Source organism: Sinorhizobium sp. RAC02 (assembly GCF_001713395.1).
GTDB lineage: Bacteria > Pseudomonadota > Alphaproteobacteria > Rhizobiales > Rhizobiaceae > Shinella.
In genome coordinates this window covers 1,745,101-1,769,697 of record NZ_CP016452.1, presented here as the reverse complement: position 1 = coordinate 1,769,697, position 24,597 = coordinate 1,745,101, and the positions used below count along the sequence as shown (strand labels likewise).

The window sequence follows — 24,597 nt, the reverse complement described above, 5'->3', positions numbered from 1 at the left end:
GGGCCGCAACGCTGGTTGATATGTTACGCGCTCCAGCGACACCGAAGACCTCGGGGTGGTGTCCAAACGCCATCATCCAATCAACTCAAGCGTGAAAGGCGTACCTATTTCCAGATCGCGGTTTACCCTGCGTCCCAACATGCTTTCGTAGTATTTCGGGGCTAGGCCGAGGCCTGGCCGGATGCGCTTGAGATTATCCTTTGTCAGGATGTCTCCTTTGGCCATGTCTGCTGCAATATATAGTGAGCGGCGTTTGGACCGGGCATGTTGTTCCTCGGCAGATGCGCCGTAGCTGATCCTACCGAGAGCAGCGTGGGCCACTTTCGTTTCAGTCACGAGGCTTTTGAATTCGTCGGGCTCTAGCGAAAACGCGGAATCGACACCGCCGTCGGCCCGAGCAATCGTATAATGCTTTTCGATAACTGTCGCACCGAATGCCACAGCCGCGATCGCGGCACCGATCCCGAGAGTATGGTCGGACAGTCCGATATCGCAACCGAACAGGCTCTTCATATGCGGTATAGTGAGCAGATTGCTCGTCTCAGGCGTTGCTGGATAAGTGCTGGTGCACTTCAACAGGGTCAGGTTTGTGCACCCGCCGTCTCGCGCCGCCCCGACCGCATCTTCGATTTCACCCAGTGAAGCCATTCCCGTCGAAATGATCATCGGTTTGCCTGTCTGGGCGACGTATCGAATAAGAGGCACGTCGGTGCATTCAAACGAGGCAATTTTATAAGCTGGCGCGCCCATCTCCTCCAGGAAATCGACGGAACTTTCGTCAAATGCGGAGCTGAAGCAAAGAATGCCTCGCTCTTTGGCCCGTTCAAAAATTGGCTTATGCCATTCCCAAGCAGTCTGTGCCTCCTTAAAAAGCGAGAACAGCTCTCTGCCCTTCCAAAGCGACTTTTCTGCCGTAACCGTAAAACCCTCTTTCTTGACGTTGAGGGTCATCGTTTCCGGCTTGAAAGTCTGCAGCTTGACTGCATCTGCTCCTGCTTCGGCCGCGATATCGACCATCCGCAGCGCTCTTTCGAGTGACGCGTTGTGATTGCCCGACATCTCCGCGATGATGAAAGGGGTCGTGTCATTGGCTTTCGGCGTGCCAGCATAGAGGGCCTGTTTGATCGTCGGAACACTAGACGTGGTCATTTTTGCAGCAAGCTCCATTTGTCTCTCATTTCTTCAAGGCCACGCCTTAAGGTGTATTCCGGCTCCCAGCCAAGCTGCTCGCGCGCGCGGTCTATAACCATATGATTGTGGATTCCCGAGGGCCGGGAATGCTCATTGGCAGGCTCGACGACGAGGTTTCCGTCGTTGCCGAACACATCGTTTGCCGTTTCTGCTATTTCAAGAACACTGACGGCCCTGCCGGAACCAATGTTATAGGCGCCTTTGGCGCCGTTATCTACTATGCGCAGAATAGCATTGACTACGTCCGCGACATAAATTTGATCGATTGCGTGGCGTCCACTCTCCGAAATCTTGACTTTCTTTTTTTGAAAGGCGCGGTCGCTAATGTTCATTAGCGCCGGCGATAGGCGTTCGCCAGCTCCGAAGGATGCCGCAAGGCGAAGATGTGCAACCGGTATCCCATGCCGCGAACTCCACCAGTCTGCGTACTGTTCGCAGAAGAGCTTTGCCAATCCATAGTTGCTTGCAGGTATCGGAACTTCTTTTTCGAAATAGGGCTTTGTATTGGCCCCGGAATATACCGCTATCGATGACGCCTGCACAACCTGTCTCAAGCCATTTGCCAAAGCACCCCTGAGCAATCCATCAAGCATCGTGAGGCCAGTATGCGCAAATTCTGCGACAAGCTCCATGTCTTCCCCGCGCACACTTCGCCTGCCAGCGAGGTGTATGAGGACGGAGCAACCGGCCATTGCGGTTGTTATGTCTTGGGGACTGAAGTCTGTTACATGTCTTTCGACGGCTCCCTCGATCTGCTCGAGAGATTCATGCGATCTCCCGATACAGACCACGTCATCTCCGCGATCTAGAAGCCTTTTGCACAAATAGCTTCCTATGAAGCCATTCCCGCCGGTTACAGCAACGCGCATTATCGTTTGTCCGCACCATATTTGCTGACCTCATCCGCCGGGGTCATGCGTACATAATAGCCAACCACTTCCATAAGGCCGTTTATAGGCAATACCGTCTCTCCGTCAGAATAGCGGTATTCGTGATAGTGCGCGTTTGCTGGTACAGGAAAATCGGCTTCTTGAAAGACGCTGCCCGGCGGGGTCTGTTGGAACAGCAACTCATGAAGGGGTATGTCTTCCCGCCGCAGGGCTAGCGCGGGGGCCTTGCCGAGCAATACGTCTACGGTGGCGGCTAGAAAATCAAAACCACGGGCGTGATATATAAGACGCCACATGTGGCAGCCGTCGAGCCGGGGGGCGATTTCAATTATCTTCGGACCGTCCGGCGTGATTTTCATCTGAAAATACAAGCAACCGCTTGTGATCTGCAACGAGGCGACGACATCGCGGACAAGTTGGCGCGCAGCAGCTCGCATTTCCTCGGACACATTGTAACAGGGAACGAGATGACCGCGCGGAATTCCAAACAGGTGACCGCTGTGTACGAGACGTTCCGAAACCTCATTCACAACGACCTCGCCTTGATAGACGAGGACATTCGAAGAAATTTCAACGCCATCTAAGTAGGCTTCTACCACCGCTGTTTTGCTGGGAGACAATAAAATCGCGGCGTCCAAGGCCCCAAGCAGCTCGTCGCTGTCCTTGACGACCACAACTCCCCGTTGGCCCTGCGCATCGGCAGGCTTGACGACGCAGGGAAACGACGACCATCCCTTTCCTTCGGATGCGCTAGTTACCTGCTTATATGCAACTTCACTGAGCCCGTTCTGATTGAGGTGAGCACGAAGTTTGTGTTTTTGATCAAGGAGGTCGATGAAATCGCTGCTGTAAAAATGTGGCAATCCCAGGCGCTCTGATACGCTTACTGCCGTCTTGATGGCCAGGTCCGAGGAGACCGAATAGACCAAGTCTGCGCCCACTCGCTTTGCAAGCGCTGCGACGGCATCCGGATCCCGCACATCGACTTGCTCGAACGCATCAGCGATAGCTTCGCCTGGAAGATTCCTGACATGCGCGCACGCCACCGTTCGCCAGCCACGAGACTTCATATGGCGAATCAGGTCTGTCTGCCCTGCATTGCTTCCCAGCACCAGCACGGTATTGTTCATTGAATTACCTCAAATCCCAGTTCGCGTTCAAACAAAGCCTCAAGAAGTCTTGTCGCGCCCTTTAAATCAACATTGTCCCTACCGGCGCGCGCCATATTCATTCTTGCGTCTCGGTCGTCAAGTAGCGAGAGGGTGCAGCTGAGTAAATGGCGCTCACGCAACTCCTGGATGTTGCCGAGATAGCGCGCGGCGCGGAGCCCGTCCCATCCCTTGCATTGCCCTTCTTGATTAGAGGCAATCGCGATCAATATCATCGGCAGGCCACAGAAGGCCGCTTCATAGACTGATGTGCCACCGGCCATAACCGCTAGATCGCAGGAAGCCATCAACGCGGGAACGTCTGGATGATCAAGTTCGATGTCGACATTGGAAAGCCCTTGCCCTTCAATCAGCGATTTGATTGCCGATACATTGGGATTCTGCGCGCTGGTCATCACGACAAGCCTTATGTCAGGCCGCAGCCGCAAGGCTGGCGCCAATGACCCAATTGAAAACCCTATCCCGCCGCGGTCGTCTCCCCCACCGAACGTAACCAAAATTCGCCGGACCGGTCTTTCAATGGGGCGCACGGCTGTCGCGGCGAATGCCTCCCTTATCACGGCAAAGCGTGGCCCATTCAAGAAGTCGACATCATGGCGAAGCAACTGCTTTGCGTGGCGCGCCGCGCTTTCCGCCGGGCTGGCGTTTACGGCGAGGTTGGCGGCAAAAGAAGGAGGGGCGCTGGCGTCATATTGGTGAAGTATGCGTAGTCCATGTTCCCGAAGCACCAATTGCTGAGCACTAGGGACTCTATAGTCATCGATTATTGCGTGCCGAACTCCTTTTGATTGCGCGACCCGTGTCAGTAATCGGGTCCAGTCCTCCCATCCGTCGACGCCCTTTTCTGGATATTCTATCCACTCCGCAAAACGGGTTCTGTCGTGCTCGTTCGAGTAATGTAGCTTGGGGCCAATGATCGTCGTCTCGATCCCGTTTCGGCACGCCGTATCGGCTATTGCCCTGCTTCTCATGAGGTGCCCAAAGCCAATATTTGGGCCGCTGTCACAGACTATGAGAAGTTTCCGAGGTGCGCTGGATCGTTCGCTTGTGCTCATTTTGTCAGGTCTTGAATCGCCGCATAAGATCACTGTGGATAGTTCCCGACCCAAGAGCTATTTTTCACCGGGGTGGAGCTACCTTTTAGACGGCTCTCTCCAAGAGCGGAAGTTGCCGTTTCTGTTATTATCACCTGAACCGATCCTTTCCTTCTTGGCAGTTCAGAGGCTATTGGCTAAAAGGCTGCGGACATGGATGCTGAATCCTAGAGAGTCTAAATGGTTTGACGAGGCAAAATGCTCAATAATAGTACAATTCTGATAACCGGCGGAACAGGTTCGTTTGGCAACACGTTTGTGCCGATGACTCTGGAGAAATTCAACCCAAAGCGACTGATCATCTACTCCCGAGATGAGATGAAGCAGTGGGAAATGGCGCAGAAATACGGCCATGACAAGCGTGTGCGCTTCTTCATCGGTGACGTGCGTGATCGCGAGCGACTTTACCGCGCCCTCGACGGCGTTGATTACGTTGTTCATGCTGCGGCGACGAAAATCGTGCCAACCGCCGAGTACAATCCATTCGAATGCGTCAAGACGAACATTAACGGCGCAATGAATTTGATTGACGCCTGCATTGATCGTGGCATCAAGCGCGTCGTTGCTTTGTCCACCGATAAGGCAAGCAGCCCGATAAATCTTTACGGTGCTACCAAGCTCGCGTCTGACAAGTTGTTTATCGCCGGGAATTCCTATGCGGGCAGCCACGAAACGCGATTTGCCGTCGTTCGCTATGGGAACGTGATGGGCTCGCGCGGCTCAGTCATTCCGTTCTTCATGTCTGTTCGGGATTCAGGTGAACTTCCGATTACCGATGAGCGGATGACACGTTTTATGATCACTCTGGAGCAGGGTGTGGAGTTGGTCTGGCACGCGTTCGACGACATGGTCGGCGGCGAGATCTACGTGAAGCGTATTCCGTCCATGAAGGTTACGGACGTTGCGATGACCGTTGCCCCCGATGCTCAACACAAGATCGTCGGCATCCGGCCTGGTGAAAAACTGCATGAGCAGATGATCGGTCTTGAGGATGCTGAATACACCTACGAATACGATAGCTATTACAAAATTCTGCCGGCAATTCACAACTGGCATATTTCCGAAGAGCGGATCAAGGTCGGCAAGAAGGTTGCGCCTGACTTCGCTTACACGAGCGACAACAACACTGAATGGATGAGTTCCAGTGAGCTCGGGGTATGGATAGAAGCAAACAGCCACAAGATTGGAAAAATATGAGCGGTCGCATCCCGTATGGCCGCCAGGACATCAATGATGCTGACGTGGCAGCAGTCATTGAGACCCTCCAGTCGGATTTTCTGACGCAGGGGCCAGCTGTGCCTCGTTTCGAGGCGGCGGTCGCTGAGTATTGTGGCGTGCGGCATGCGCTGGCGGTCAATAGCGCGACTTCGGCGCTACACATCGCCTGCGCAGCCCTGGGCCTTGGTCCTGGCGATTTGCTGTGGACGTCGTCCATTACCTTTGTGGCGTCCGCGAACTGCGGCCGCTATCTTGGGGCTGACGTCGATTTCGTAGACATCGACCCCGTAACGTTCAACCTTTGCCCGGAACGTTTGGAGGCCAAACTCAAGCAGGCCAAGGTCGATGGCAGGCTTCCCAAGATTGTCATCCCGGTTCATATGGCGGGACAGTCCTGCGACATGGAAGCGATTGCAGCGTTGTCTCGCGAATTCGGCTTCAAAATCGTTGAGGACGCGTCGCACGCCGTTGGCGGAAAGTACAAGGGCACGCCTGTCGGGAGATGTGAGTTTTCGGACATCACAGTTTTCAGCTTTCATCCTGTAAAAATCATCACCACCGCCGAAGGCGGCATGGTGACGACCAACGATGATGAGCTAGCTGCAAAAATGGCTTTGCTACGTAGCCACGGCATCACAAGGGCACCGGATCTTATGTCCAAGGTCCCGGACGGCCCATGGTACTACGAGCAGCAAGGCCTAGGTTTCAACTATCGATTGACGGATCTTCAGGCGGCACTTGGGGCAAGCCAGATGGCACGTCTCGATGCTTTCGTCGCAGCGCGTCACGCTCTTGCCGCCCGCTACGACGCCTTGCTGAGCGACATTCCCGTCGTGACACCGTACCGCCGAAACGACACCTATTCTGCTTTTCACCTCTATATCATTCGTGTCCCGGACGTAGCCGGCTCTCCAAACAGGAAAGCGGTTTTTGACGTAATGACAGCTCACAATATTGGTGTGAATGTTCATTACATTCCAGTTCATACGCAGCCTTACTGGCGGGAACATGGTCACGTCGATACTCATCTTCCAGAGACGGAACACTATTATAGGGAAGCCTTGACGCTTCCCCTATACCCAAACCTCACGCACGACGAGCAACGCTACATCGTCGATACCCTGCGTGGTGCGTTGCAGCGGTGAATTTAGCCGCGCTGACTTTGCCGGAGCCCCTAACTCGTGAGATGGTAGGGGCTCCGATAGGCAAGGCGACGAACAGGCTCCCTCCTGAAGCCGGCTATAACGCCATACGGGTGGCCGACCTGACACCAGCCGAGCATCCCTCTGAATAGCCCCAGGATTTGCGGATACCCGCTTCTTGCAACTGACAAGTCGTTTACAGCGAGGCGGTGTGTACTCGGTGTTTTCGCGGCCATGTCGGCGGAAGTCCCAAGCTGGAGGCTAGCATGATCGATGCCATGCATCTCGACGCTGCCAAGTGCTGCTTAGGGGGAAACTCTCCGGCAGAGAAGGACGACCTGTACTGCAAGCTGTTCCCCGCGTGCGAGCGTATTGAGCCCGCCACTTTTCTGTTGGTGATGGGCGTTGGGAAGGTGGGTCATCGGTTCGAAGCAGAAGAAACCGCTTTCTGCCGATGGCGAATAGAGCACGAAATGCTTGAAGATGCTGTCAGCGTCGATGGAAAGCGCAATTCCCGTTTCCGGCCATTCGATGGTTGCCTTGCCGTTCCATCCGCCGAATGCGTTGTTTAGCCAGTACGCAGGAAGCCGGGCGCCGGATGCAAAGTTCATGTCTGGCAGAACCGGGCCGGGACTGCCCGGCAAATGATTTTCTTGCTCGCTCCAGTGGTTTGCGGCCTCTGCGAAAAGGCGCGTTTCCGGCGTGCGCGGGAAGTAGGGGTGGAAGCCCAAGCCGTAGGGAAGCGCATGGTTTGCCCAGTTTGTGACCGTCAAGGACAAGCTCAGGCGATCCTCGTCAATGGCGATGGTCTGGGTCACCTCGTAGGCGAAGGGTGTTGTGGCGCTCGCCTCCTGCGCATAGCGAAACACGATCTCCTGGCGATTCTGCCGGAGGGTCGACCAGCGCTCAAGCCATCCATCGCCGTGCAGGACGAGCGGATCGGCCGTGCGGGGTGAGAGCCTGTAGTTTCGACCGCCGAAGCGGAAACCGTTGTCCTCGATGCGATTGCCGAACGGGACGAGGGGAAAACAGGCTTCCCGGCCGAGTACCTGCGAAGCGAGGCCGGGCGAGGGCGTCGGGGCGAGGATGGGGGTGCCATGCCAGCGGGCCGAAAGGATGGCGCCGCCGAGTGGGCTCACTTCGACAGCGAGCCCGCCCTTTTCGAGAAGGATGATATCCTTCGTCACAGGGTCAGACGTGCCGGCCGGCGGCGGCCGAGCGCAAGTTGTCGAGCAACACGGCGAGAAGCAGGATCAGGCCGCGCACGACATATTGGTAAAAGGCCTGGATGTTGAGCAGGTTCATGACGTTTTCGGCAATGCCCATGATCAGCACGCCGACGATGACGCCTGTCATCGCCGCCCGGCCGCCGGCAAGCGACACACCGCCGAGCACGCAGGCCGAGATGACCGAGAGTTCGAGGCCCGTCGCGGCATTCGGCTGGCCCGAGGTGATGCGCGAGGCGAGCAGCACGCCGGCAACGGCGCAGACGAGGCCCTGCAGCGCGAAGATCCAGATGCGCATGTTGGAGACGTTGACGCCGGCAAGGCGCGAGGCTTCCGGGTTGCCGCCGATCGCCAGCGTGTTCTTGCCGAAGACGGTGCGGTTCAAAACAAAACCGAAGACGATGAAGAAGGCGGTCATGACCCAGATCGGCGTCGGAATGCCGAGGAATTTCGAGAGCGCAAGCTGGTAGAAGCCCGGATCGTTGATGCCGACGGCGCGGCCGTCCGAGGCGATCAGCGCGAGGCCGCGCACGATCTGCATGGTGGCGAGCGTCGTGATCAGTGCGTTGATGCGGAAGCGGGCGATCACCACGCCGTTGACGAGGCCGACGCCGCCACCGCAGATGAGCGCGGCAATGAGGCCGACGAGGATCGAGCCCGAGGCGTTCGAGGCCATGACGGCGACCATGCCGGAAAAGGCGACGGTGGAGCCGACCGAGAGGTCGAAATCACGCGAGGCGAGGCAGAACATCATCGTGCAGGCTACGATGCCGATGGTGACGACCGATTGCAGCAGGCCGAGCATGTTGCGCTCGGTCAGGAAGTTGGGGACCGTCAGCGCCACGATGGCAAAGGCGATGGCGAAAATGACCACGAGGCCTTGCTCGCCGAGGAGGAGTTTTTTCAAAGACGTCATCGCGACTGGACCTGCTGGTTGGGGAGTTCGCTGGCATTGGACACATCGGGAAGCGCGGCGGCGAGGATGCGGCGCTCGTCGAAATCGGCCCGTTCGATATCGGCCGCAACCCGGCCCTCGCACATCACCATGATGCGGTCGGTGATGCCCATTACCTCCGGCAGTTCGCTGGAGATGACGATGATCGCCATGCCCTGGCCGGCGAGCTCGTAGAGGATTTCGTAGATTTCCGACTTGGCGCCGACATCGATGCCGCGTGTCGGCTCATCGATGATGAGGACTTTTACGCCCTGTTCGGAAAGCCAGCGGCCGAGAATGACCTTCTGCTGGTTGCCACCGGAGAGGTTGATGATGTCCTGTTTGCGCGACGGCGTGCGAACGCGAAGTTTCGCGATGAAGCGGTCGGCAAGCTCCGCCTCTTTCTTCGGCTGGAGAAGGCCGAAAGGGGAGAAGTGGCGGCGCGAGGAGATCGCCATGTTCTCCTCGATGTTGCGCCCCTGAACGATACCGTCGAATTTTCGGTCTTCCGGGCAAAGCACGATGCCGGAGCGGATCGACTGCGACGGGCTGTCGGGTATGACGGTTGCCCCATCGACACTGACGGTGCCCTGCGAGCGACTGTCCGCGCCATAGACGAGGCGCGCCATTTCGCTGCGCCCGGCACCGATGAGGCCGAAGAAGCCGAGGATTTCACCCTGGCGCACGGAAACATTGATCGGCGTACGCAGTTTTGGCCCGGCGAGGTTCTTGACCTCCAGTCGGACGGCGCCGCGCTCGCGTGGGCGAAAACCCCAGATGTTGGAGATTTCGCGGCCAACCATTTCGGCGATGATCTGGTCGCGCGTGACCTTGGCGATTTCCGGATGGTGCGCGGCAAGCTTGCCGTCGCGCAGCACGGTGAGGCTGTCGCACAGACGGAAGATTTCGTCGAGACGGTGCGAGACATAGAGGATGACCTTGCCCTGCGCGCGCAGGCGGTCGATCAGGGCGAAAAGGATTTCGCTTTCGCGGGAGGAGAGCGAGGAGGTTGGTTCGTCGAGCGCGATGACGCGCGCATCGGCCATCACGGCCTTGGCGATCTCGACCATCTGGCGTTCGCCGATCGAAAGTGCCGCGACCTTGACGGTCGGATCGATGTCGATGCCGATATCCGCAAGTTTTTCCTTCACCACGCCGACAAGACGGGTGCGGTCGATCACGCCTGCCTTGCCGGGAAAGCGGCCGAGCCAGAGGTTTTCGGCGACCGTCAACTCGGGCACGAGCTGGAGTTCCTGGTGGATGACGATGACGCCGGCCTCGAAGGCATCACGCACCGAGCGGTAGTGCTGCAACTGGCCGTCGATGCGGATCTCGCCGGTATCGGCCGACTGGTCGCCGGACAGCACGCGGATGAGGGTCGATTTGCCTGCGCCGTTTTCGCCCATCAGGCCGTGGACAGCACCCTTCTTCACGGAGAAGGAAACGTTGGCGAGCGCCTGCACGCCGGGATACCCCTTGGATATCGCCTTGAATTCAAGAAAGTCCTGCATGTCACCACCCCCCAAAGAGGCCCGGCGGCAGCACGCCGCCGGGTTGAAATCATCTTGGGAGGACGATTATTCGATGCCGAGATCCTTGCGAACGGTTTCGTAGTTGTCGCGCAGCGCAACCTGGCCGGCGGTCAGGATCAGCTTTTCCGGTTCCTTCCCGTTGGCGACCCACTCATACATGTTGAGCGCGGTCTCATAGCCGTGGCGCTTCGGCGAGATGATCACCGTGCCGAAGAAGCCGGTGGCAGTGGGCTTCTTGAACTCGTTGATTGCCGAATCCGCGCCGCCGATGCCCACGCCGATCATGCTGTCGGCGGGAATGCCGACGCTTTCGGTCGCGCGAACGGCGCCGAGCACGGCTTCGTCATTGAGGCCGACGGCGACCCAATGCTTGATGCCGGCATTCTTGTTGAGCACGACGGTTGCGGCGTTCAGCGCTGCTTCCGTGTCGGTCTTGGCCTGCGGGGCGTCAAAAATGTTGGCTTCCGGGAAGCCGGCGGCCTTCAGCACGGAAAGAGCGCCTTCGACGCGATCGACGGCGGTCGGCAGCTGGTCGTAGGACACGCGGATCGCGCCGACGTCCTTCATGTCCCAGCCGCGCTTCTTGATCTCGTCGACGATCGTCTGGCCGACGGCCTCGCCGATCTTGGTGGCCGAGATGCCCATATGGGCGACGTCTTCGATCGGGCTGCCATCGGCATTGACCAGGCGGTCGTCGACGGTCATCAGCTTGAGGTCGTTTGCGGCGGCCTTGGCGACGATGCCCGGGCCGAGCTTCACGTCCGGCGTGCAGATGATGAAGCCCTGGACGCCCTGTGCGCCGAGATTGTCGATGGCCGATTGAACCTTCTCGCCGTCTTCCGCGCCGATCTTGACAAGCGTGAAGCCCTTCTCCTTGGCGGCGACGTCGGCGAACTTCCATTCATCCTGGAACCACGGCTCTTCCGGCTGCTTCACGATGAAGCCGATCTTCACGTCGGCGGCGAAGGCGGAGGTGGCCGCGAACACGGCGACGGTGCCAGCCAGGATGGCTGCTTTGATAAAGCCCATTGTCTCTCTCCCAAATTAACTGCGCGTGCAGTGAGCTTTTGTGTAAAGTCTTTCATCATATTCGTCAATTGCGCTTGTATGATGAATTGAATATCAGTGTATGATAGAGATGGCATCAAGGGCGAATCCGCATCGTGCCATCGGGCACGAACTGGGTTATGGATCGCTGAGAGTGGGATGGAGAATGGCCGTGCAGGAACTGGGTGAAGGTTTGGGCGTGCCCGAAGGCGAGGGCGGCGTGCGCCGTCCGCGCGTGCAGAAGAACGTCACGCGGACGATCGCATCGGATATCTGCGCCGACATCTTCCCGGTCGGCGCCTTCCTGCCGACGGAAAACGAGCTGGGCACGCGCTACGGCGTCAGCCGCACGGTCATCCGGGAATCGCTGAAGATCCTCGAATCCAAGGGGCTTGTGCGGGGGCGTTCGCGTGTCGGTACCGTCGTCTGTGCGAAGGACGAGTGGAACATCCTCGACCAGCAGGTGCTGGAATGGATCGGCCCGCGCATCTTCGAACTCGATCTCCTGACCTGCGTGCTCGACGCGCGTCGCGCCATCGAGCCCTTTGCGGCGGAATTTGCCGCCGCGCGGGCAACGGTGCAGGAGGTGGCGGAAATCGAGCGGGCCTGGGAGCGCATGCGCGACGCCGAGGGCGATCTCGAAGCGTTCACACAGGCCGACGTCGCCTTTCATGCTGGCCTGCTGAAGGCCAGCCATAACCAGGTCTTCATGCAGCTTGCCAGCATCATCCAGGCGGCACTGGAATTTTCACTGCACGCCTCGAATGAGGCGGCGGACGCGCGGGACGAAGCGTTGGAAATCCACAAGCGGCTCGTCGAGGCGCTGCGCATGCGCGACAAGGCGGCGGCGCGCGAATGCTCGCACCGCATGCTTGATCTTGCGGCACGCGATCTGGCGATCGCTGTTCGCAAGCATCCCGCAACCGCTGAACGCTGAGGAGATCGCACATGGCTGGACGTCTTCAAGGGAAGCGGATCGTCGTCACCGGTGCGGCGCAGGGCATCGGCCTTGCCATCGCGGAAGTCTTCCTTGCCGAAAGGGCGAGCCTCTTCCTGATCGACCGAGACGGCGATCTGCTCGCCGCGGAAGCCGAACGGCTTCGTGCGACGGGTGGCAAGATCGGCCATGCGACAGCTGACATCACGGATGCGGAGGCAATCGAACGGGCAGTCGCCGTGGCAACGCGCGAAATCGGCTGGCCGAACGCGCTGGTCAACAATGCCGGCGCCAACGTCTTCTTCGAGCCGCTGAAGCTATCCGATGCCGACTGGGAGCGCTGCTTCGACATCAACCTCAAGGGTGCCTGGAACTGCAGCAAGGCCGTGCTGCCGGGCATGATCGGAGACGGCGGCGGCGTCATCCTCAACATCGCCTCGACGCACGCCTTCACCATCATCCCGCACACCTTCCCCTATCCGGTCGCCAAGCATGCGCTGCTCGGCATGACCAAGGCGCTCGGCCTCGAATATGCCGGGCAGGGCGTGCGCGTGAACGCGCTGGCGCCCGGCTATGTGCGCACGCAGAAGGCCGTCGAATACTGGGACAGTTTCCCGGATCCCGTCGCCGCGGAGGCGGCAACGATGAAGCTCCATCCGGGCGGGCGCATCGCGACGCCGGAAGAGATCGCCAAGGCCGCGCTCTTCATGGTCTCGGACGAGTGTCCCTTCATGAATGCCACCTGCCTGACGGTCGATGGCGGCATGAGTGTGCTGCACCACCCCTGACCGTCTTCGGCACATCTCTCCATCCCATCTGAAACCTCCGGCGTCTCCTCGCCGGAGGTTTTTCTTTGTCCGGTTTGTCCGTTCCGCCGCTTGACCAAAAATAACTCCGATTATATGAGAAAAGAAAAGTTGGCTTACAAGCGTGCATTTGTGGAGGAGTAAAAATGTCCCGGAAACTGCGGTCGCAGCACTGGTTTGGCGGGCTGGACAAGGATGCGTTCATTCACCGGAGCTGGATGAAGAACAACGGACTGCCGGACGACGTTTTCGACGGGCGCCCGGTCATCGGCATCTGCAACACCTTCTCCGAACTGACACCCTGCAACGCGCATTTCCGCGGCCTTATCGAACATATCAAGGCGGGCGTGCTGGAGGCGGGCGGCCTGCCGGTGGAGTTCCCGGTCTTCTCCTGCGGTGAATCGAACCTGCGCCCGACCGCCATGCTCTTCCGCAATCTTGCCTCCATGGATGTCGAGGAGGCGATCCGCGGCAATCCCATCGACGGCGTCGTGCTGATGGCGGGTTGCGATAAGACCACGCCGTCGCTCGTCATGGGCGCGGCCTCCTGCGACCTGCCCTCCATCGTCATTTCCGGCGGACCGATGCTGAACGGCCGTTTCCGCGGTCGCACCATCGGTTCGGGCACGGATGTCTGGAAGTTCTCCGAGGATGTGCGCGCCGGCGTGATGTCGCAGAAGGATTTCCAGGCAGCCGAAAGTGCCATGTCGCGTTCGCCCGGCCACTGTATGACCATGGGCACGGCTTCGACCATGGCCTCCATGGTGGAAGCGCTGGGGCTCGCGCTTCCTGGCAACGCCGCTGTTCCCGCCGTCGATGCCGAGCGGGCCAGACTGGCGCGGCTGACGGGCCGGCGCATCGTCGGCATGGTCGCCGAAGACCTGCGCCTGTCGAAGATTCTTACACGCGCGGCCTTCGCCAATGCCATCCGCGTCAACGGCGCGGTCGGCGGCTCCACCAATGCGGTGGTACACCTCCTGGCGATCGCCGGCCGCACCGGCACGCCCTTGTCGCTCGACGATTGGGACCAGTTCGGCCGCGACGTGCCGACCATCCTCAACCTGATGCCCTCCGGCCGCTACCTGATGGAGGACTTCTACTATGCCGGCGGCCTGCCGGTTGTCATGAAGGAAATTGCTGATCTCCTCGACCTCGATGCTTTGACAGTCACGGGCAGCAGCGTCGGCGCGAATATCGATGGCGTCGAAAACTTCAACGATGACGTCATCCTGCCGCGCGGCCGGGCGCTGACCGCAAGCGGCGGCATCGCCGTGTTGCGCGGCAACCTCGCGCCGAGCGGCGCCATCGTCAAACCATCGGCGGCAACGCCGGCACTGATGCAGCACCGTGGCCGCGCCGTGGTCTTCGAGACCATCGATCATTACAAGGCGCGTATCGACGATTCGGACCTCGATATAGACGAGAGTTCGATTATGGTTCTGAAGAACTGCGGCCCGAGGGGGTATCCGGGCATGGCCGAGGTCGGCAACATGGCACTGCCGCAAAAACTCCTGAAGAAGGGCGTGCGCGACATGGTGCGGATTTCCGATGCCCGCATGTCCGGCACGGCCTTCGGCACAGTGGTCCTGCATACGGCACCGGAAGCGGCCGTCGGCGGCCCGCTGGCGCTGGTGCGTGATGGGGATTTTATCGAACTCGACGTCGCCGGCCGTCGACTGCATCTCGATGTTGACGATGCCGAACTGGCCCGCAGAAAGGCCGAATGGGTGCCGCCGGTGCCGGAGATGACCCGCGGCTACCAGGGGCTCTATGTCGATCGCGTCATGCAGGCCGATACGGGGGCTGACCTTGATTTTCTCGTCGGTGGCAGCGGCCATGCTGTCCCCCGCGAGAGCCATTGAGGAGGCGATGGTGAAGGATTTTCGCGTTGAAGACCTGCACGGCATCCACGCCATTCTCTACGCGCTTTTCGATGAGCGGGAAAAACTCGATCGCGCCTTGATGCGCCGGCAGGTTGAAATCTGCCTGGCGAGCGGCGTGCACGGTATGGCGGCCCTCGGCCTTGCCACGGAGGCTTCCAAGCTCGATGAGGCCGAGCGCATGGCGATCATGGACTGGGTGGTCGAGGACACCGCCGGCCGCGTGCCCGTCGCGCTGACGATCTTCGGCGCCTCGGTCGAGGAACAGGTGCGCCAGGTGCGTCATGCGACGGTCGCCGGCGCCGACTGGCTGATCCTCCAGCCGCCGATGGTCGGCCAATACTCCGCCGTCGAATATATCCGTTTCTTTGGCCGCGTCGCCGAATGCACGGACCTGCCGCTTGCCATCCAGAACGCGCCGGCGCTGATGGGCCGGGGTCTGACGGCGACGGACATTCGCGATCTCGTGCGCCAACACCCCAATATCCGCCTGGTGAAGGGGGAGGGACCGGTCGTCGATATCGCTCACCTGATCGAGGTGACGGAACGTCGGCTGCCGGTCTTCAACGGCCGCGCGGGATTGGAACTGCTGGAAAATCTGCGCATCGGCTGTAGCGGCCTGATTCTGGCACCCGATTCCATCGACTATGCCGTGCGCGCCTACGAATTCTTCTGTGACGGCTGGGATTCGCATGCCGAGGAGGAATATCGCCGCATGCTGCCGGGTGTCGTCTTCACCATGCAGGGCATCGAGGCCCTCATCTGCTACGGCAAGCGTCTGTTCGGCGAGCGTGCGGGCATCGCAATCCACGACCGAGCGCCCGCCACGCGGCCCACGTCGATCGGCCTGGAAATGACCCTGCGCTATGCGGCGGCCCTGGGTGGCTTTCCCGAATAGGACGGACCGTCTATGTACGGGGAAGACGCAAGGGAGAGTGCATGAAGCCAATCGCTCGGGAAGATCGCGGCCTGCCGGCCCGTATCGCAGGCGATATCGGCCGGCGCATTACGCTGGGCGACCTGAAGGTCGGCGAGACCCTGCCGCGCGAGGCAGACATGCTGGCAGCACTCGGCGTCAGCCGCACGACGCTGCGCGAGGCGTTGAAAATCCTGTCGACGAAGGGCTTCATCGAGGCAAAGCCGCGGCTCGGCACGCGTGTGCGGGCGGCAGAACACTGGAACACGCTCGATCCGGTCGTGCTGTCCTGGCAGGGTGATGCCGAGGACCAGGACGCGCTCGCCGAAGAGCTTTTCGAAATCCGTCTTTCCATCGAGCCGCTTGCAGCACGCCTTGCTGCCCGTCGTGGTTCGGACGCGCACCACGCGGCGATCCGCGCGGCCTTCCTGCGCATGGCGGAGGAGCAGGCCGGCATCGACGCGGCGATCGAGGCCGATATCGATTTCCACCTCCAGATCTTCCAGGCTGCCGGCAACCGTTTCCTGCTGCCGGTCTCCTCGGTCATCCGGGCTGCTTTGTCGATCAGCATTCCGAAAACCATGGCCGCCTCTGGCGGCTTCGGCCAGTCGCTGGCCCAGCACGGGGCGATCCTTGAAGCGATCGAGCAGCGCGACGAGGAGGCCGCCTTCGCCGCCGCCACAACGCTCATCGCATCAACCTACAAGCGGAACTTCGGTTAAAGGCGGACCGGTCCCCTGACGGGAGACGTCACGGGCCGCCTTCCGCCCGCGAAAGCCGTCGTGCGACGTCGAAAAATGCGCTGACGAGTTTGCCGTTGCTGCGCTCGCGCAGGCAGATCATCGCCTCGTCCATCAGCATTTCCGGGGCCTTGATGTGAATCGGAACAAGGCGGTTGTCCTGGCCGAATTCGGCGGAGGAGACGAAGCCCACGCCGCCACCGGCCGCGACGATCTCGCGAACCGCCTCGCGTCCCTCCGCCTCGATGAGCGGTGTCAGGGTGACGCCGCATTGTTCGGCCATGGCCTCCAGCTTCTGACGGGTCTTCGAACCGCGCTCACGCAGGACAAGGGGGTGTTTGGCAAGTTCGGCGAACGAGACTTCCTTCTGATCGCCCAGTGGATAGCCGCGGCTCGCGAAGGCGATAATCGGCGTGGAGTTGAGCTTCAGGATCTCGAAATCGCTGGATTGCGGGATTTCGCCGAGAACGCCGATGTCCGCCTCGTAGGCATGCAGGCTGGTGATGACCGTCTCCGTGTTGCCGGCATTGATCGAGACCTGCACGGACGGGTAGGCGCGGCGGAAGGCGGCGAGGATGTGGAGCAGGTGGTGGGCGGCGTCGGCGACGATCCGCAGCTTTCCAGCACGCAGGGCCCGGGATTCCGAGAGCAGGTCCAGCGCCTGCTGCTCGACGTCGAACATGCGCCGGGTGATTTCCAGAAGCTGCTGGCCGGCCTGGGTCAGCGTCACCTGCTTCTTGTTCCGGTTGAAGAGGAGGACGTCATACTCCTCCTCGAGCTTGCGCACCTGGTCGGAAACCGCGGGCTGGGTGAGGAACAGCGCCTCCGCCGCGCGCGAAAACCCGCCATGGATGGCCACGTTGTGGAAGGCGCGAAGCTGAACATAGCGCATGTGGCATGCTCTCCCTGAATATAGGCTGAGTTTATGAATATATTAAAACCAACGATTTGATTTATGTAAAGCGGCGCGTGATAGTTTTTGCATTTCCATCCCCGCGGTGGAGCGCCTCCATGACCTTGCGACAATCGCCTTGAGTTTGTCGCTGTCGGGCGCTCGCCAGACCCCTTCATCGCGCGCGCGAGATGGCTCGCCAGAAGGAGCATGTGCGCAACCTCTTCGATAACAGCTGCAAGAGCCATCTGGAGATTGTGCAGACGCGAACGGAGGCCAATTCGTTGGTCACGGCTATGGCCTATCCGCGCCTGCGCCGGACTGGGATCTTTTTGAAAGCAGTCGGGTGCCCACAGTTAAGGATCATAAGAAAAATCTATGTATCGATACAAAAGAACGATTTTACAGATATATTTTTCAGCCGCATTGTCATCCCCGGATAAGCAAAACGTGAGGACGGACCATGCCGAACACCGCTTCTGACAGAACGATCGCGCCGCTGGAATCACCGAAGCTCGGTGAACCCTATCTGCTGACCCCCGGCCCGCTGACGACCGCCTATTCAGTCAAGGAAGCCATGCTGCGGGACTGGGGTTCCTGGGATGGCGACTTCCGTGCCATGACCAGCGATCTACGCCGCCAGCTCCTCGATATTGCCGGTGACACCAAGGGCGAGTTCGGTTGTGTCCCGATGCAGGGCAGCGGTTCCTTCTCGGTCGAGGCAATGCTCGGCAGCTTCGTTCCGCGTGACGGCAAGGTGCTGGTGCTGAGCAACGGCGCCTATGGCAAGCGCATCGCGCAGACGCTCTCCTATCTCGGGCGCGACCATATCACGATCGACAAGGGCGACTACATGCCGCCACGCGGCCCTGAAGTCGCCGCGGCACTCGATGCCGATCCGGCAATCACCCATGTCGTGGTCATCCATTGCGAAACCAGCTCTGGCATCCTCAACCCGCTGAAGGAAATATCCGACACCGTCTATGCTCACGGCCGTAAATTGCTCGTCGATTCGATGAGTGCCTTCGGTGCCGTGCCGGCCGGCCTTGCCGATTTCCGCTACGAAGCCATCGTTTCCTCCGCCAACAAGTGCATCGAGGGTGTGCCGGGCTTCGGCTTCGTCATCGCCCGCAAGAGCGAGCTGGAAGCCGCCAAGGGCCGCAGCCATTCGCTGAGCCTCGATGTGCATGCCCAGTGGGACTACATGAACAAGACGGGCCAGTGGCGCTTCACGCCGCCGACCCATGTCGTTGCCGCCTTCCTGGAGGCCCTGCGCCTGCATCGCGAGGAGGGCGGCGTCGCAGCCCGCGGCGCGCGCTACGCCCGCAACCGCGATGTCATGGTGGCCGGCATGCGCGAGGCAGGCTTCGAGACGCTGCTTGCCGACCAGTGGCTATCGCCGATCATCGTCACCTTCTTCAGCCCAGCCCACCCGGCCTTCGCCTTCGATCGTTTCTACAGCCTGATGAAGGACAAGGGTTTCATCATCTACCCAGGCAAGCTGACGGTCGTTGACAGTTTCCGCGTCGGCTGCATCGGCCGCATGGACGAGCATGTCATGCGCCGCGTGGTTGAGGCTGCCCGCTCGTCGCTGGCCGAAATGGGCGTCGATAGCGCCGCTCCGCCAGCCATCGCCCTTGAAGAACGCAGCCGTCTCGCCGCTTAACGAAGAATGGAACTCCCGATGAACCAGATGTCCACGATCACCGTCACCGCCAACCGGCGCACCTATCCCTGGCCGAACGTCCCGGCGATTGCCATCTGCCTGGACGGCTGCGAGCCGGCCTATCTCGACGAGGCCATCAAGGCCGGCCTGATGCCGACGCTTGCGCGCATCCGCAAGACGGGCACGGAAAGGACCGCGCTCAGCGTGATCCCGAGCTTCACCAATCCCAACAACCTTTCCATCGCCACCGGCCGCCCGCCTGCAATCCACGGCATCTGCGGCAATTATCTCTACGAGCCGGCGACCGGCAAGGAAGTGATGATGAATGACCCGCGATTCCTCCGCGCGCCAACCGTCTTCAAGGCCTTTTATGATGCCGGCGCCCGCGTCGCGGTGGTGACCGCCAAGGACAAGCTGCGGGCGCTGCTCGGTCATGGCCTGAAATTCGATGAAGGCCGTGCGGTCTGCTTCTCCTCCGAAAAATCCGACACCTCGACCAAGGCGGAACACGGTATCGACAATGCGTCGGCCTGGCTCGGCCGCCCCGTGCCCGAAGTCTATTCCGCGGAGCTCTCGGAGTTCGTCTTTGCCGCAGGTGTCAAGCTCCTCAAGGAGTTCCGCCCGGACGTCATGTATCTGACGACCACCGACTATGTGCAGCACAAATATGCCCCGGGCGTGAAGCAGGCGAACGACTTCTACGAGATGTTCGACAAGTACCTGACCGAACTCGATGCGCTTGGTGCAGCCATCGTCGTCACCGCCGACCACGGCATGAAGCCGAAGCACAAGGCGGACGGCTCGCCGGACGTGATCTACGTGCAGGATCTGCTCGACCAATGGCTCGGCAAGGACGCCGCGCGCGTCATCCTGCCGATCACCGACCCCTATGTCGTGCATCACGGCGCACTCGGTTCGTTTGCCACGGCGTACCTGCCGGAAGGCGCCGACAAGGAGGAGATCATCGAGCGGCTGAAGGCGATCGAGGGTATCGATGTCGTCCTGTCCCGCCCGGAAGCCTGCATACGTTTCGAGCTTCCCGATGACCGCATCGGCGACATCGTGCTCGTCTCGTCGGAGAATAAGACACTCGGCACCAGCGAGCATCGGCACGACCTTGCCGCGTTGAACGAGCCACTGCGTTCGCATGGCGGCCTGACGGAGCAGGAAGTGCCCTTCATCGCCAACCGCACACTGCCCGAGCTTCTCTCCGCCGGCACATTGCGCAACTTCGATGCCTTCTACTACGCGCTCGTCGCAGCCGCGCAGCCGGCAAAATAAGGAGCGAACGATGACCAAGGTGGAAACGACATTCGCGATCCGTCACGAGCCGATGCGAATTGCCGGCAAGATGGTCGATACCGAAGGGGTGGTCGAGGTGCACTACCCCTGGAACGATGCCGTCATCGGCACCGTCCCGGCCGGCAATGCGGAGCACGCTCGCAAGGCTTTCGAGATCGCCGCCGCCTACCAGCCGAAGCTGACGCGCTACGAGCGCCAGCGCATTCTCCTGAAGGCTGCCGAACTGCTGGTCGCCCGCAAGGAGGAGATTTCCGACCTCATCACGCTGGAACTCGGCATTTCCAAGCAGGATTCCCTCTATGAGGTCGGCCGCGCGTTCGATGTCTTCACGCTCTCCGGGCAGATGTGCATTCACGACGATGGTGAAATCTTCTCCTGCGACCTCACGCCCCACGGCAAGCAGCGCAAGATCTTCACCACCCGCGAGCCGCTGACCGCCATCTCGGCGATCACCCCGTTCAACCACCCACTCAACATGGTGGCGCACAAGGTGGCGCCGGCGATCGCCACCAACAATTGTGTGGTGCTGAAGCCGACCGAACTGACGCCGATGACGGCTTTGGTCCTCGCCGACATCCTCTACGAGGCTGGCCTGCCGCCGGAAATGCTCTCCGTCGTCACCGGCTGGCCGGGCGATATCGGCATGGAGATGATCACCAATCCGAATTTCGATCTCATCACCTTCACTGGCAGCGTGCCGGTCGGCAAGCTGATCGCGACGCATGCGCATTACAAGCGCCAGATCCTTGAACTGGGCGGCAACGACCCGCTGATCATCCTCAACGACCTGTCGGATGACGACCTCGCGCGAGCGGCAGACCTTGCGGTCGCGGGGGCCACGAAGAATTCCGGCCAGCGCTGCACGGCAGTCAAGCGCATCCTCTGCCAGGAGCGTGTGGCTGACCGCTTCGTGCCGCTGGTGCTGGAGCGGGCGAAGAAGCTCAGGTTCGGCGATCCCATGGACCGGACGATGGATCTGGGCACGGTCGTGCATGCCAAGGCTGCGGAAGTCTTCGAGCGCCGCGTGCACAAGGCGGCCGAGGAGGGCGCGCAGATCCTCTATGATCCGGGTCGGCGCGGTGCGCTGCTGCCGCCGATCGTCGTCGACCACGTTTCCCACGCGAGCGAACTGGTGATGGAGGAGACCTTCGCGCCGATCATCCCGATCGTCCGTGCACCGGATGACGACGACGCGCTGATTGCGCTTTCCAACTCGACGGCCTTCGGCCTGTCCTCCGGGGTGTGCACCAACGACTTCCGCCGCATGCAGAAATACATTGCAGGGCTGAAGGTCGGCACGGTGAACATCTGGGAGGTGCCGGGCTACCGCATCGAGATGAGCCCCTTCGGCGGCATCAAGGATTCGGGCAACGGTTACAAGGAGGGCGTGATCGAAGCCATGAAGAGTTTTACCAATGTGAAAACCTTCTCTTTGCCTTGGTGATCTGAAGCAATCCCCTACAGGATCACCCTTTCCGGGAGCCGCTTCGTGCGGCTCCTTTTTTGTTGCCTGCGGTTGGGCGGGTTATGGCAATTGCGGCGGCAAACGTGACGCGGCTGCCTGTTTTAGCGGCAAACGATCTATAGGTTTTATCTTCCGATTGATAAGAATAATAAATTTTACTTACTGAAAACCAATGCGCAGAATGCCTCCTGAAGCCGATCCTACAAGGGCGACGCCTAGATCGCCCGCCGTGCTTCCCCGGTTTTTCCAGGCCTTCAGAGGAGATTTTCAATCATGAACAAACGCATGCTTTTTTTGCTTGCCGGCACTGTCACAGCCGCGCTTCCCACCATCGCTTTCGCTGAAACCCAGCTCACCGTTTATACCGCTGTCGAAGCCGTCGACCTTGACCGCTACAAGGCGACCTTCGAGAAGGCCCATCCCGACATCAAGATCAACTGGGTGCGCGATTCCACCGGCATCATGACCGCCAAGCTGCTTGCCGAAAAGGACAACCCGCAGGCCGACGTCGTATGGGGCCTTGCGGCGACGTCGCTGCTTCTCCTCAAGACCGAAGGCATGCTGGAGGCCTATGAGCCAAAGGATGTCGCGGCGCTGGACAAGAAATTCGTCGACAAGGACACACCGCCGAGCTGGGTCGGCATGGACGCCTATGTCGCGGCCCTCTGCTACAACACCGTGGAGGGTGAAAAGCTCGGCCTCAAGGCGCCTACGAGCTGGGATGACCTGACCAAGCCGGAATACAAGGGCCACATCGTGATGCCGAACCCGGCCTCCTCGGGCACCGGTTTCCTCGATGTCTCGGGCTGGATGCAGATGTGGGGCGACGAGAAGGCCTGGTCCTTCATGGACAAACTGCATGAGAACATCTCGGCCTATACGCATTCCGGCTCGAAACCCTGCAAGATGGCCGGCGCGGGTGAGGCTGTCATCGGCGTGTCGTTCGAATTCCCGGGCGCCAAGGCCAAGAGCGCCGGCGCGCCGATCGACATCATCTTCCCGTCCGAAGGTTCGGGTTGGGAAGCCGAGGCGACGGCCATCATCGCCGGCACGGCGAATCTCGATGCTGCCAAGACCCTGGTCGACTGGTCGGTGACCAAGGAAGCCAACGAGATGTACAATGTCGGCTATGCCGTCGTCGCCTATCCCGGCGTCGCCAAGCAGGTCGAGCATCTGCCGTCCGACATCGCCTCCAAGATGATCGACAACGACTTCGAGTGGGCCGCAAACAACCGCGGCGCCATCCTCAAGGAATGGCAGAAGCGTTACGACGCGAAGTCGGAACCCAAGAGCTGATCCTGATCGACCGGGCGGGGCGTTTTCGCGCTCCGCCCTTCGCATTCTCGACCATTGCCTGACAGCCAGCGGAGCTTGCAGATGAGACATGCCATGTCGATCGAACCGACACCCACAAGCATTGCCCGCGACACCGGAGAGGCACATAAGCCGTCGCCCTATCTGGAAATCACCGATCTCTGGAAGAGCTATGGCGATTTCGTCGCGCTGCGCGACATCTCGCTTACCATTGCAAAGGGCGAATTCATCTGTTTCCTCGGCCCGTCGGGCTGTGGCAAGACGACCCTGCTGCGCGCGATTGCGGGTCTCGATCTCCAGACGCAGGGCACCATCCTGCAAGGTGATCGCAATATCTCGACCCTGCCGGCATCCCGGCGCGATTACGGCATCGTCTTTCAGTCCTATGCGCTCTTCCCGAACCTCACCATCGAGCAGAACATTGCCTTTGGTCTGGAAAATACCGGTCGCTCGAAACCGGATATCGCCGCCCGCGTCGCCGAGCTTCTGGCAACGGTCGGTCTTTCAGCACAGGGCAAGAAATATCCAGCCCAGCTTTCCGGCGGTCAGCAGCAGCGCATCGCGCTTGCCCGTGCGATCGCGATTTCGCCCGGCCTGCTCCTGCTCGACGAACCGCTGTCGGCGCTTGATGCCAAGGTGCGTGTGCACCTGCGCCACGAAATCAAGGCGCTGCAGCGCAAGCTTGGCGTGACGACAATCATGGTTACGCACGACCAGGAAGAAGCGCTTGCCATGGCGGACCGGATCGTCGTCATGAATCACGGCGTCATCGAACAGGTCGGCTCGCCGACGGACATCTACCGTCATCCCCGCACGCTGTTCGTTGCGGACTTCATCGGCGAGACCAATCAGTTTCCGGCCAAGGTGCTGCCCGATGGCCAGGTTGAGATCGGTCATTCGGCCTTCTGCTGCCCGACGGAGGGTTTTGCGACGGGCGACACCGCGACAGCCGTCGTACGTCCGGTCGATATCATCCCACATGGCGCCGATGCGCATGCCGTCAACGCGGCTGACCGGCCGGCGACGCCGCAGAACCTCATCGATGCCGAAGTGCGGGAGATGGAGTTTCTCGGCATGTTCTGGCGCACGCGGTTGACGGCGCCACGGCTCGGGGAGCGCTCGCTTGTCGCCGACTTCTCCGTCAATGCGGTCCGGCGCCTCAGCATCGAGACGGGTGCCGTCATCCAGGTGGAAATCCCGCGCGATCGCCTGCTGCTCTTTCCGAGGAGTGCGTGA

At 60.3% G+C, this 24,597-nt stretch carries 21 protein-coding genes; 12 read left to right on the top strand and 9 right to left on the bottom strand.

The features are described from left to right. Positions 1 to 72: 72 nt before the first annotated feature. From pseI to BSY16_RS29185, 4 genes are read right to left on the bottom strand one after another with little or no spacing between them, the layout of a single operon-like run. Positions 73 to 1,167 (bottom strand): pseudaminic acid synthase, encoded by a 1,095-nt coding sequence (gene pseI, locus BSY16_RS29200; protein WP_502696020.1) that lies wholly within the window; start codon positions 1,165 to 1,167, stop codon positions 73 to 75. Then, the gene (locus BSY16_RS29195; protein ID WP_069063250.1) at positions 1,146 to 2,060 is read right to left on the bottom strand and encodes an NAD-dependent epimerase/dehydratase family protein; all 915 of its coding nucleotides are present in this window, start codon (positions 2,058 to 2,060) and stop codon (positions 1,146 to 1,148) included. The genes pseI and BSY16_RS29195 overlap by 22 nt, the downstream gene beginning before the upstream one ends. After that, entirely contained in the window at positions 2,060 to 3,211 is a 1,152-nt protein-coding gene (locus BSY16_RS29190; protein WP_069063249.1) for an ATP-grasp domain-containing protein, read from the bottom strand. Before BSY16_RS29190 ends, BSY16_RS29195 begins: the two co-directional genes overlap by 1 nt. Next, positions 3,208 to 4,221, bottom strand: a complete 1,014-nt coding sequence (locus tag BSY16_RS29185; RefSeq protein ID WP_069063248.1) for a hypothetical protein — start codon at positions 4,219 to 4,221, stop codon at positions 3,208 to 3,210. The genes BSY16_RS29190 and BSY16_RS29185 overlap by 4 nt, the downstream gene beginning before the upstream one ends. Positions 4,222 to 4,542: 321 nt before the next feature. Between BSY16_RS29185 and pseB the strand changes: the two genes are divergently transcribed. Beyond that, positions 4,543 to 5,541: a UDP-N-acetylglucosamine 4,6-dehydratase (inverting) gene (gene pseB, locus BSY16_RS29180; RefSeq protein WP_069063247.1), complete on the top strand. Its 999-nt coding sequence runs from the start codon at positions 4,543 to 4,545 to the stop codon at positions 5,539 to 5,541. After that, positions 5,538 to 6,707 (top strand): UDP-4-amino-4,6-dideoxy-N-acetyl-beta-L-altrosamine transaminase, encoded by a 1,170-nt coding sequence (gene pseC / locus BSY16_RS29175; protein ID WP_069063246.1) that lies wholly within the window; start codon positions 5,538 to 5,540, stop codon positions 6,705 to 6,707. Before pseB ends, pseC begins: the two co-directional genes overlap by 4 nt. A gap of 302 nt (positions 6,708 to 7,009) precedes the next feature. Here pseC and BSY16_RS29170 read toward each other — a convergent pair whose 3' ends face one another. The 4 genes from BSY16_RS29170 to BSY16_RS29155 form a co-directional block, all read right to left on the bottom strand. Further along, a complete protein-coding gene (locus BSY16_RS29170) occupies positions 7,010 to 7,891 on the bottom strand; it encodes an aldose 1-epimerase (protein WP_069063245.1) in 882 nt (293 codons plus the stop codon). Between the two features lie 4 nt (positions 7,892 to 7,895). Further along, positions 7,896 to 8,846 (bottom strand): L-arabinose ABC transporter permease AraH, encoded by a 951-nt coding sequence (gene araH / locus BSY16_RS29165; RefSeq protein WP_069063244.1) that lies wholly within the window; start codon positions 8,844 to 8,846, stop codon positions 7,896 to 7,898. Then, positions 8,843 to 10,375 carry an L-arabinose ABC transporter ATP-binding protein AraG gene (gene araG, locus BSY16_RS29160; RefSeq protein WP_069063243.1) on the bottom strand — a complete coding sequence of 511 codons (1,533 nt, stop codon included), beginning with the start codon at positions 10,373 to 10,375 and terminating at the stop codon, positions 8,843 to 8,845. Before araG ends, araH begins: the two co-directional genes overlap by 4 nt. Before the next feature lie 66 nt (positions 10,376 to 10,441). Then, positions 10,442 to 11,425 (bottom strand): arabinose ABC transporter substrate-binding protein, encoded by a 984-nt coding sequence (locus BSY16_RS29155; protein WP_069063242.1) that lies wholly within the window; start codon positions 11,423 to 11,425, stop codon positions 10,442 to 10,444. Between the two features lie 184 nt (positions 11,426 to 11,609). On the opposite strand from BSY16_RS29155, the gene BSY16_RS29150 reads away from it, so the two are divergent. The 5 genes from BSY16_RS29150 to BSY16_RS29130 all read left to right on the top strand — a co-directional run bounded on the left by BSY16_RS29150 (position 11,610) and on the right by BSY16_RS29130 (position 16,704). Next, positions 11,610 to 12,380: a FadR/GntR family transcriptional regulator gene (locus BSY16_RS29150; protein WP_069063241.1), complete on the top strand. Its 771-nt coding sequence runs from the start codon at positions 11,610 to 11,612 to the stop codon at positions 12,378 to 12,380. Between the two features lie 11 nt (positions 12,381 to 12,391). Continuing rightward, positions 12,392 to 13,168, top strand: coding sequence for an SDR family oxidoreductase (locus tag BSY16_RS29145; RefSeq protein WP_069063240.1), 777 nt, complete (start codon positions 12,392 to 12,394; stop codon positions 13,166 to 13,168). Positions 13,169 to 13,332: 164 nt separating this feature from the next. Then, positions 13,333 to 15,048: an L-arabinonate dehydratase gene (gene araD / locus BSY16_RS29140; RefSeq protein WP_069063239.1), complete on the top strand. Its 1,716-nt coding sequence runs from the start codon at positions 13,333 to 13,335 to the stop codon at positions 15,046 to 15,048. Positions 15,049 to 15,058: 10 nt separating this feature from the next. Further along, positions 15,059 to 15,964, top strand: coding sequence for a dihydrodipicolinate synthase family protein (locus BSY16_RS29135; RefSeq protein ID WP_083243248.1), 906 nt, complete (start codon positions 15,059 to 15,061; stop codon positions 15,962 to 15,964). Positions 15,965 to 16,005: 41 nt separating this feature from the next. Continuing rightward, positions 16,006 to 16,704, top strand: coding sequence for a FadR/GntR family transcriptional regulator (locus BSY16_RS29130; RefSeq protein ID WP_069063237.1), 699 nt, complete (start codon positions 16,006 to 16,008; stop codon positions 16,702 to 16,704). A 28-nt stretch (positions 16,705 to 16,732) separates the two neighbouring features. Here the strand turns inward: BSY16_RS29130 and BSY16_RS29125 are convergent, their stop codons facing one another. Next, entirely contained in the window at positions 16,733 to 17,614 is an 882-nt protein-coding gene (locus tag BSY16_RS29125) for a LysR substrate-binding domain-containing protein (protein ID WP_069063236.1), read from the bottom strand. A 463-nt stretch (positions 17,615 to 18,077) separates the two neighbouring features. Between BSY16_RS29125 and BSY16_RS29115 the strand changes: the two genes are divergently transcribed. The 5 genes from BSY16_RS29115 to BSY16_RS29095 all read left to right on the top strand — a co-directional run bounded on the left by BSY16_RS29115 (position 18,078) and on the right by BSY16_RS29095 (position 24,597). Next, entirely contained in the window at positions 18,078 to 19,280 is a 1,203-nt protein-coding gene (locus BSY16_RS29115) for a 2-aminoethylphosphonate--pyruvate transaminase (protein ID WP_069063234.1), read from the top strand. Positions 19,281 to 19,298: 18 nt separating this feature from the next. Further along, positions 19,299 to 20,561 carry a phosphonoacetate hydrolase gene (gene phnA / locus BSY16_RS29110; protein ID WP_069063778.1) on the top strand — a complete coding sequence of 421 codons (1,263 nt, stop codon included), beginning with the start codon at positions 19,299 to 19,301 and terminating at the stop codon, positions 20,559 to 20,561. A gap of 10 nt (positions 20,562 to 20,571) precedes the next feature. Continuing rightward, entirely contained in the window at positions 20,572 to 22,026 is a 1,455-nt protein-coding gene (phnY, locus tag BSY16_RS29105; protein WP_069063233.1) for a phosphonoacetaldehyde dehydrogenase, read from the top strand. 294 nt (positions 22,027 to 22,320) lie between these two features. Further along, the gene (locus tag BSY16_RS29100; RefSeq protein ID WP_069063232.1) at positions 22,321 to 23,343 is read left to right on the top strand and encodes a putative 2-aminoethylphosphonate ABC transporter substrate-binding protein; all 1,023 of its coding nucleotides are present in this window, start codon (positions 22,321 to 22,323) and stop codon (positions 23,341 to 23,343) included. An 81-nt stretch (positions 23,344 to 23,424) separates the two neighbouring features. Continuing rightward, positions 23,425 to 24,597, top strand: coding sequence for a putative 2-aminoethylphosphonate ABC transporter ATP-binding protein (locus tag BSY16_RS29095; RefSeq protein WP_069063231.1), 1,173 nt, complete (start codon positions 23,425 to 23,427; stop codon positions 24,595 to 24,597).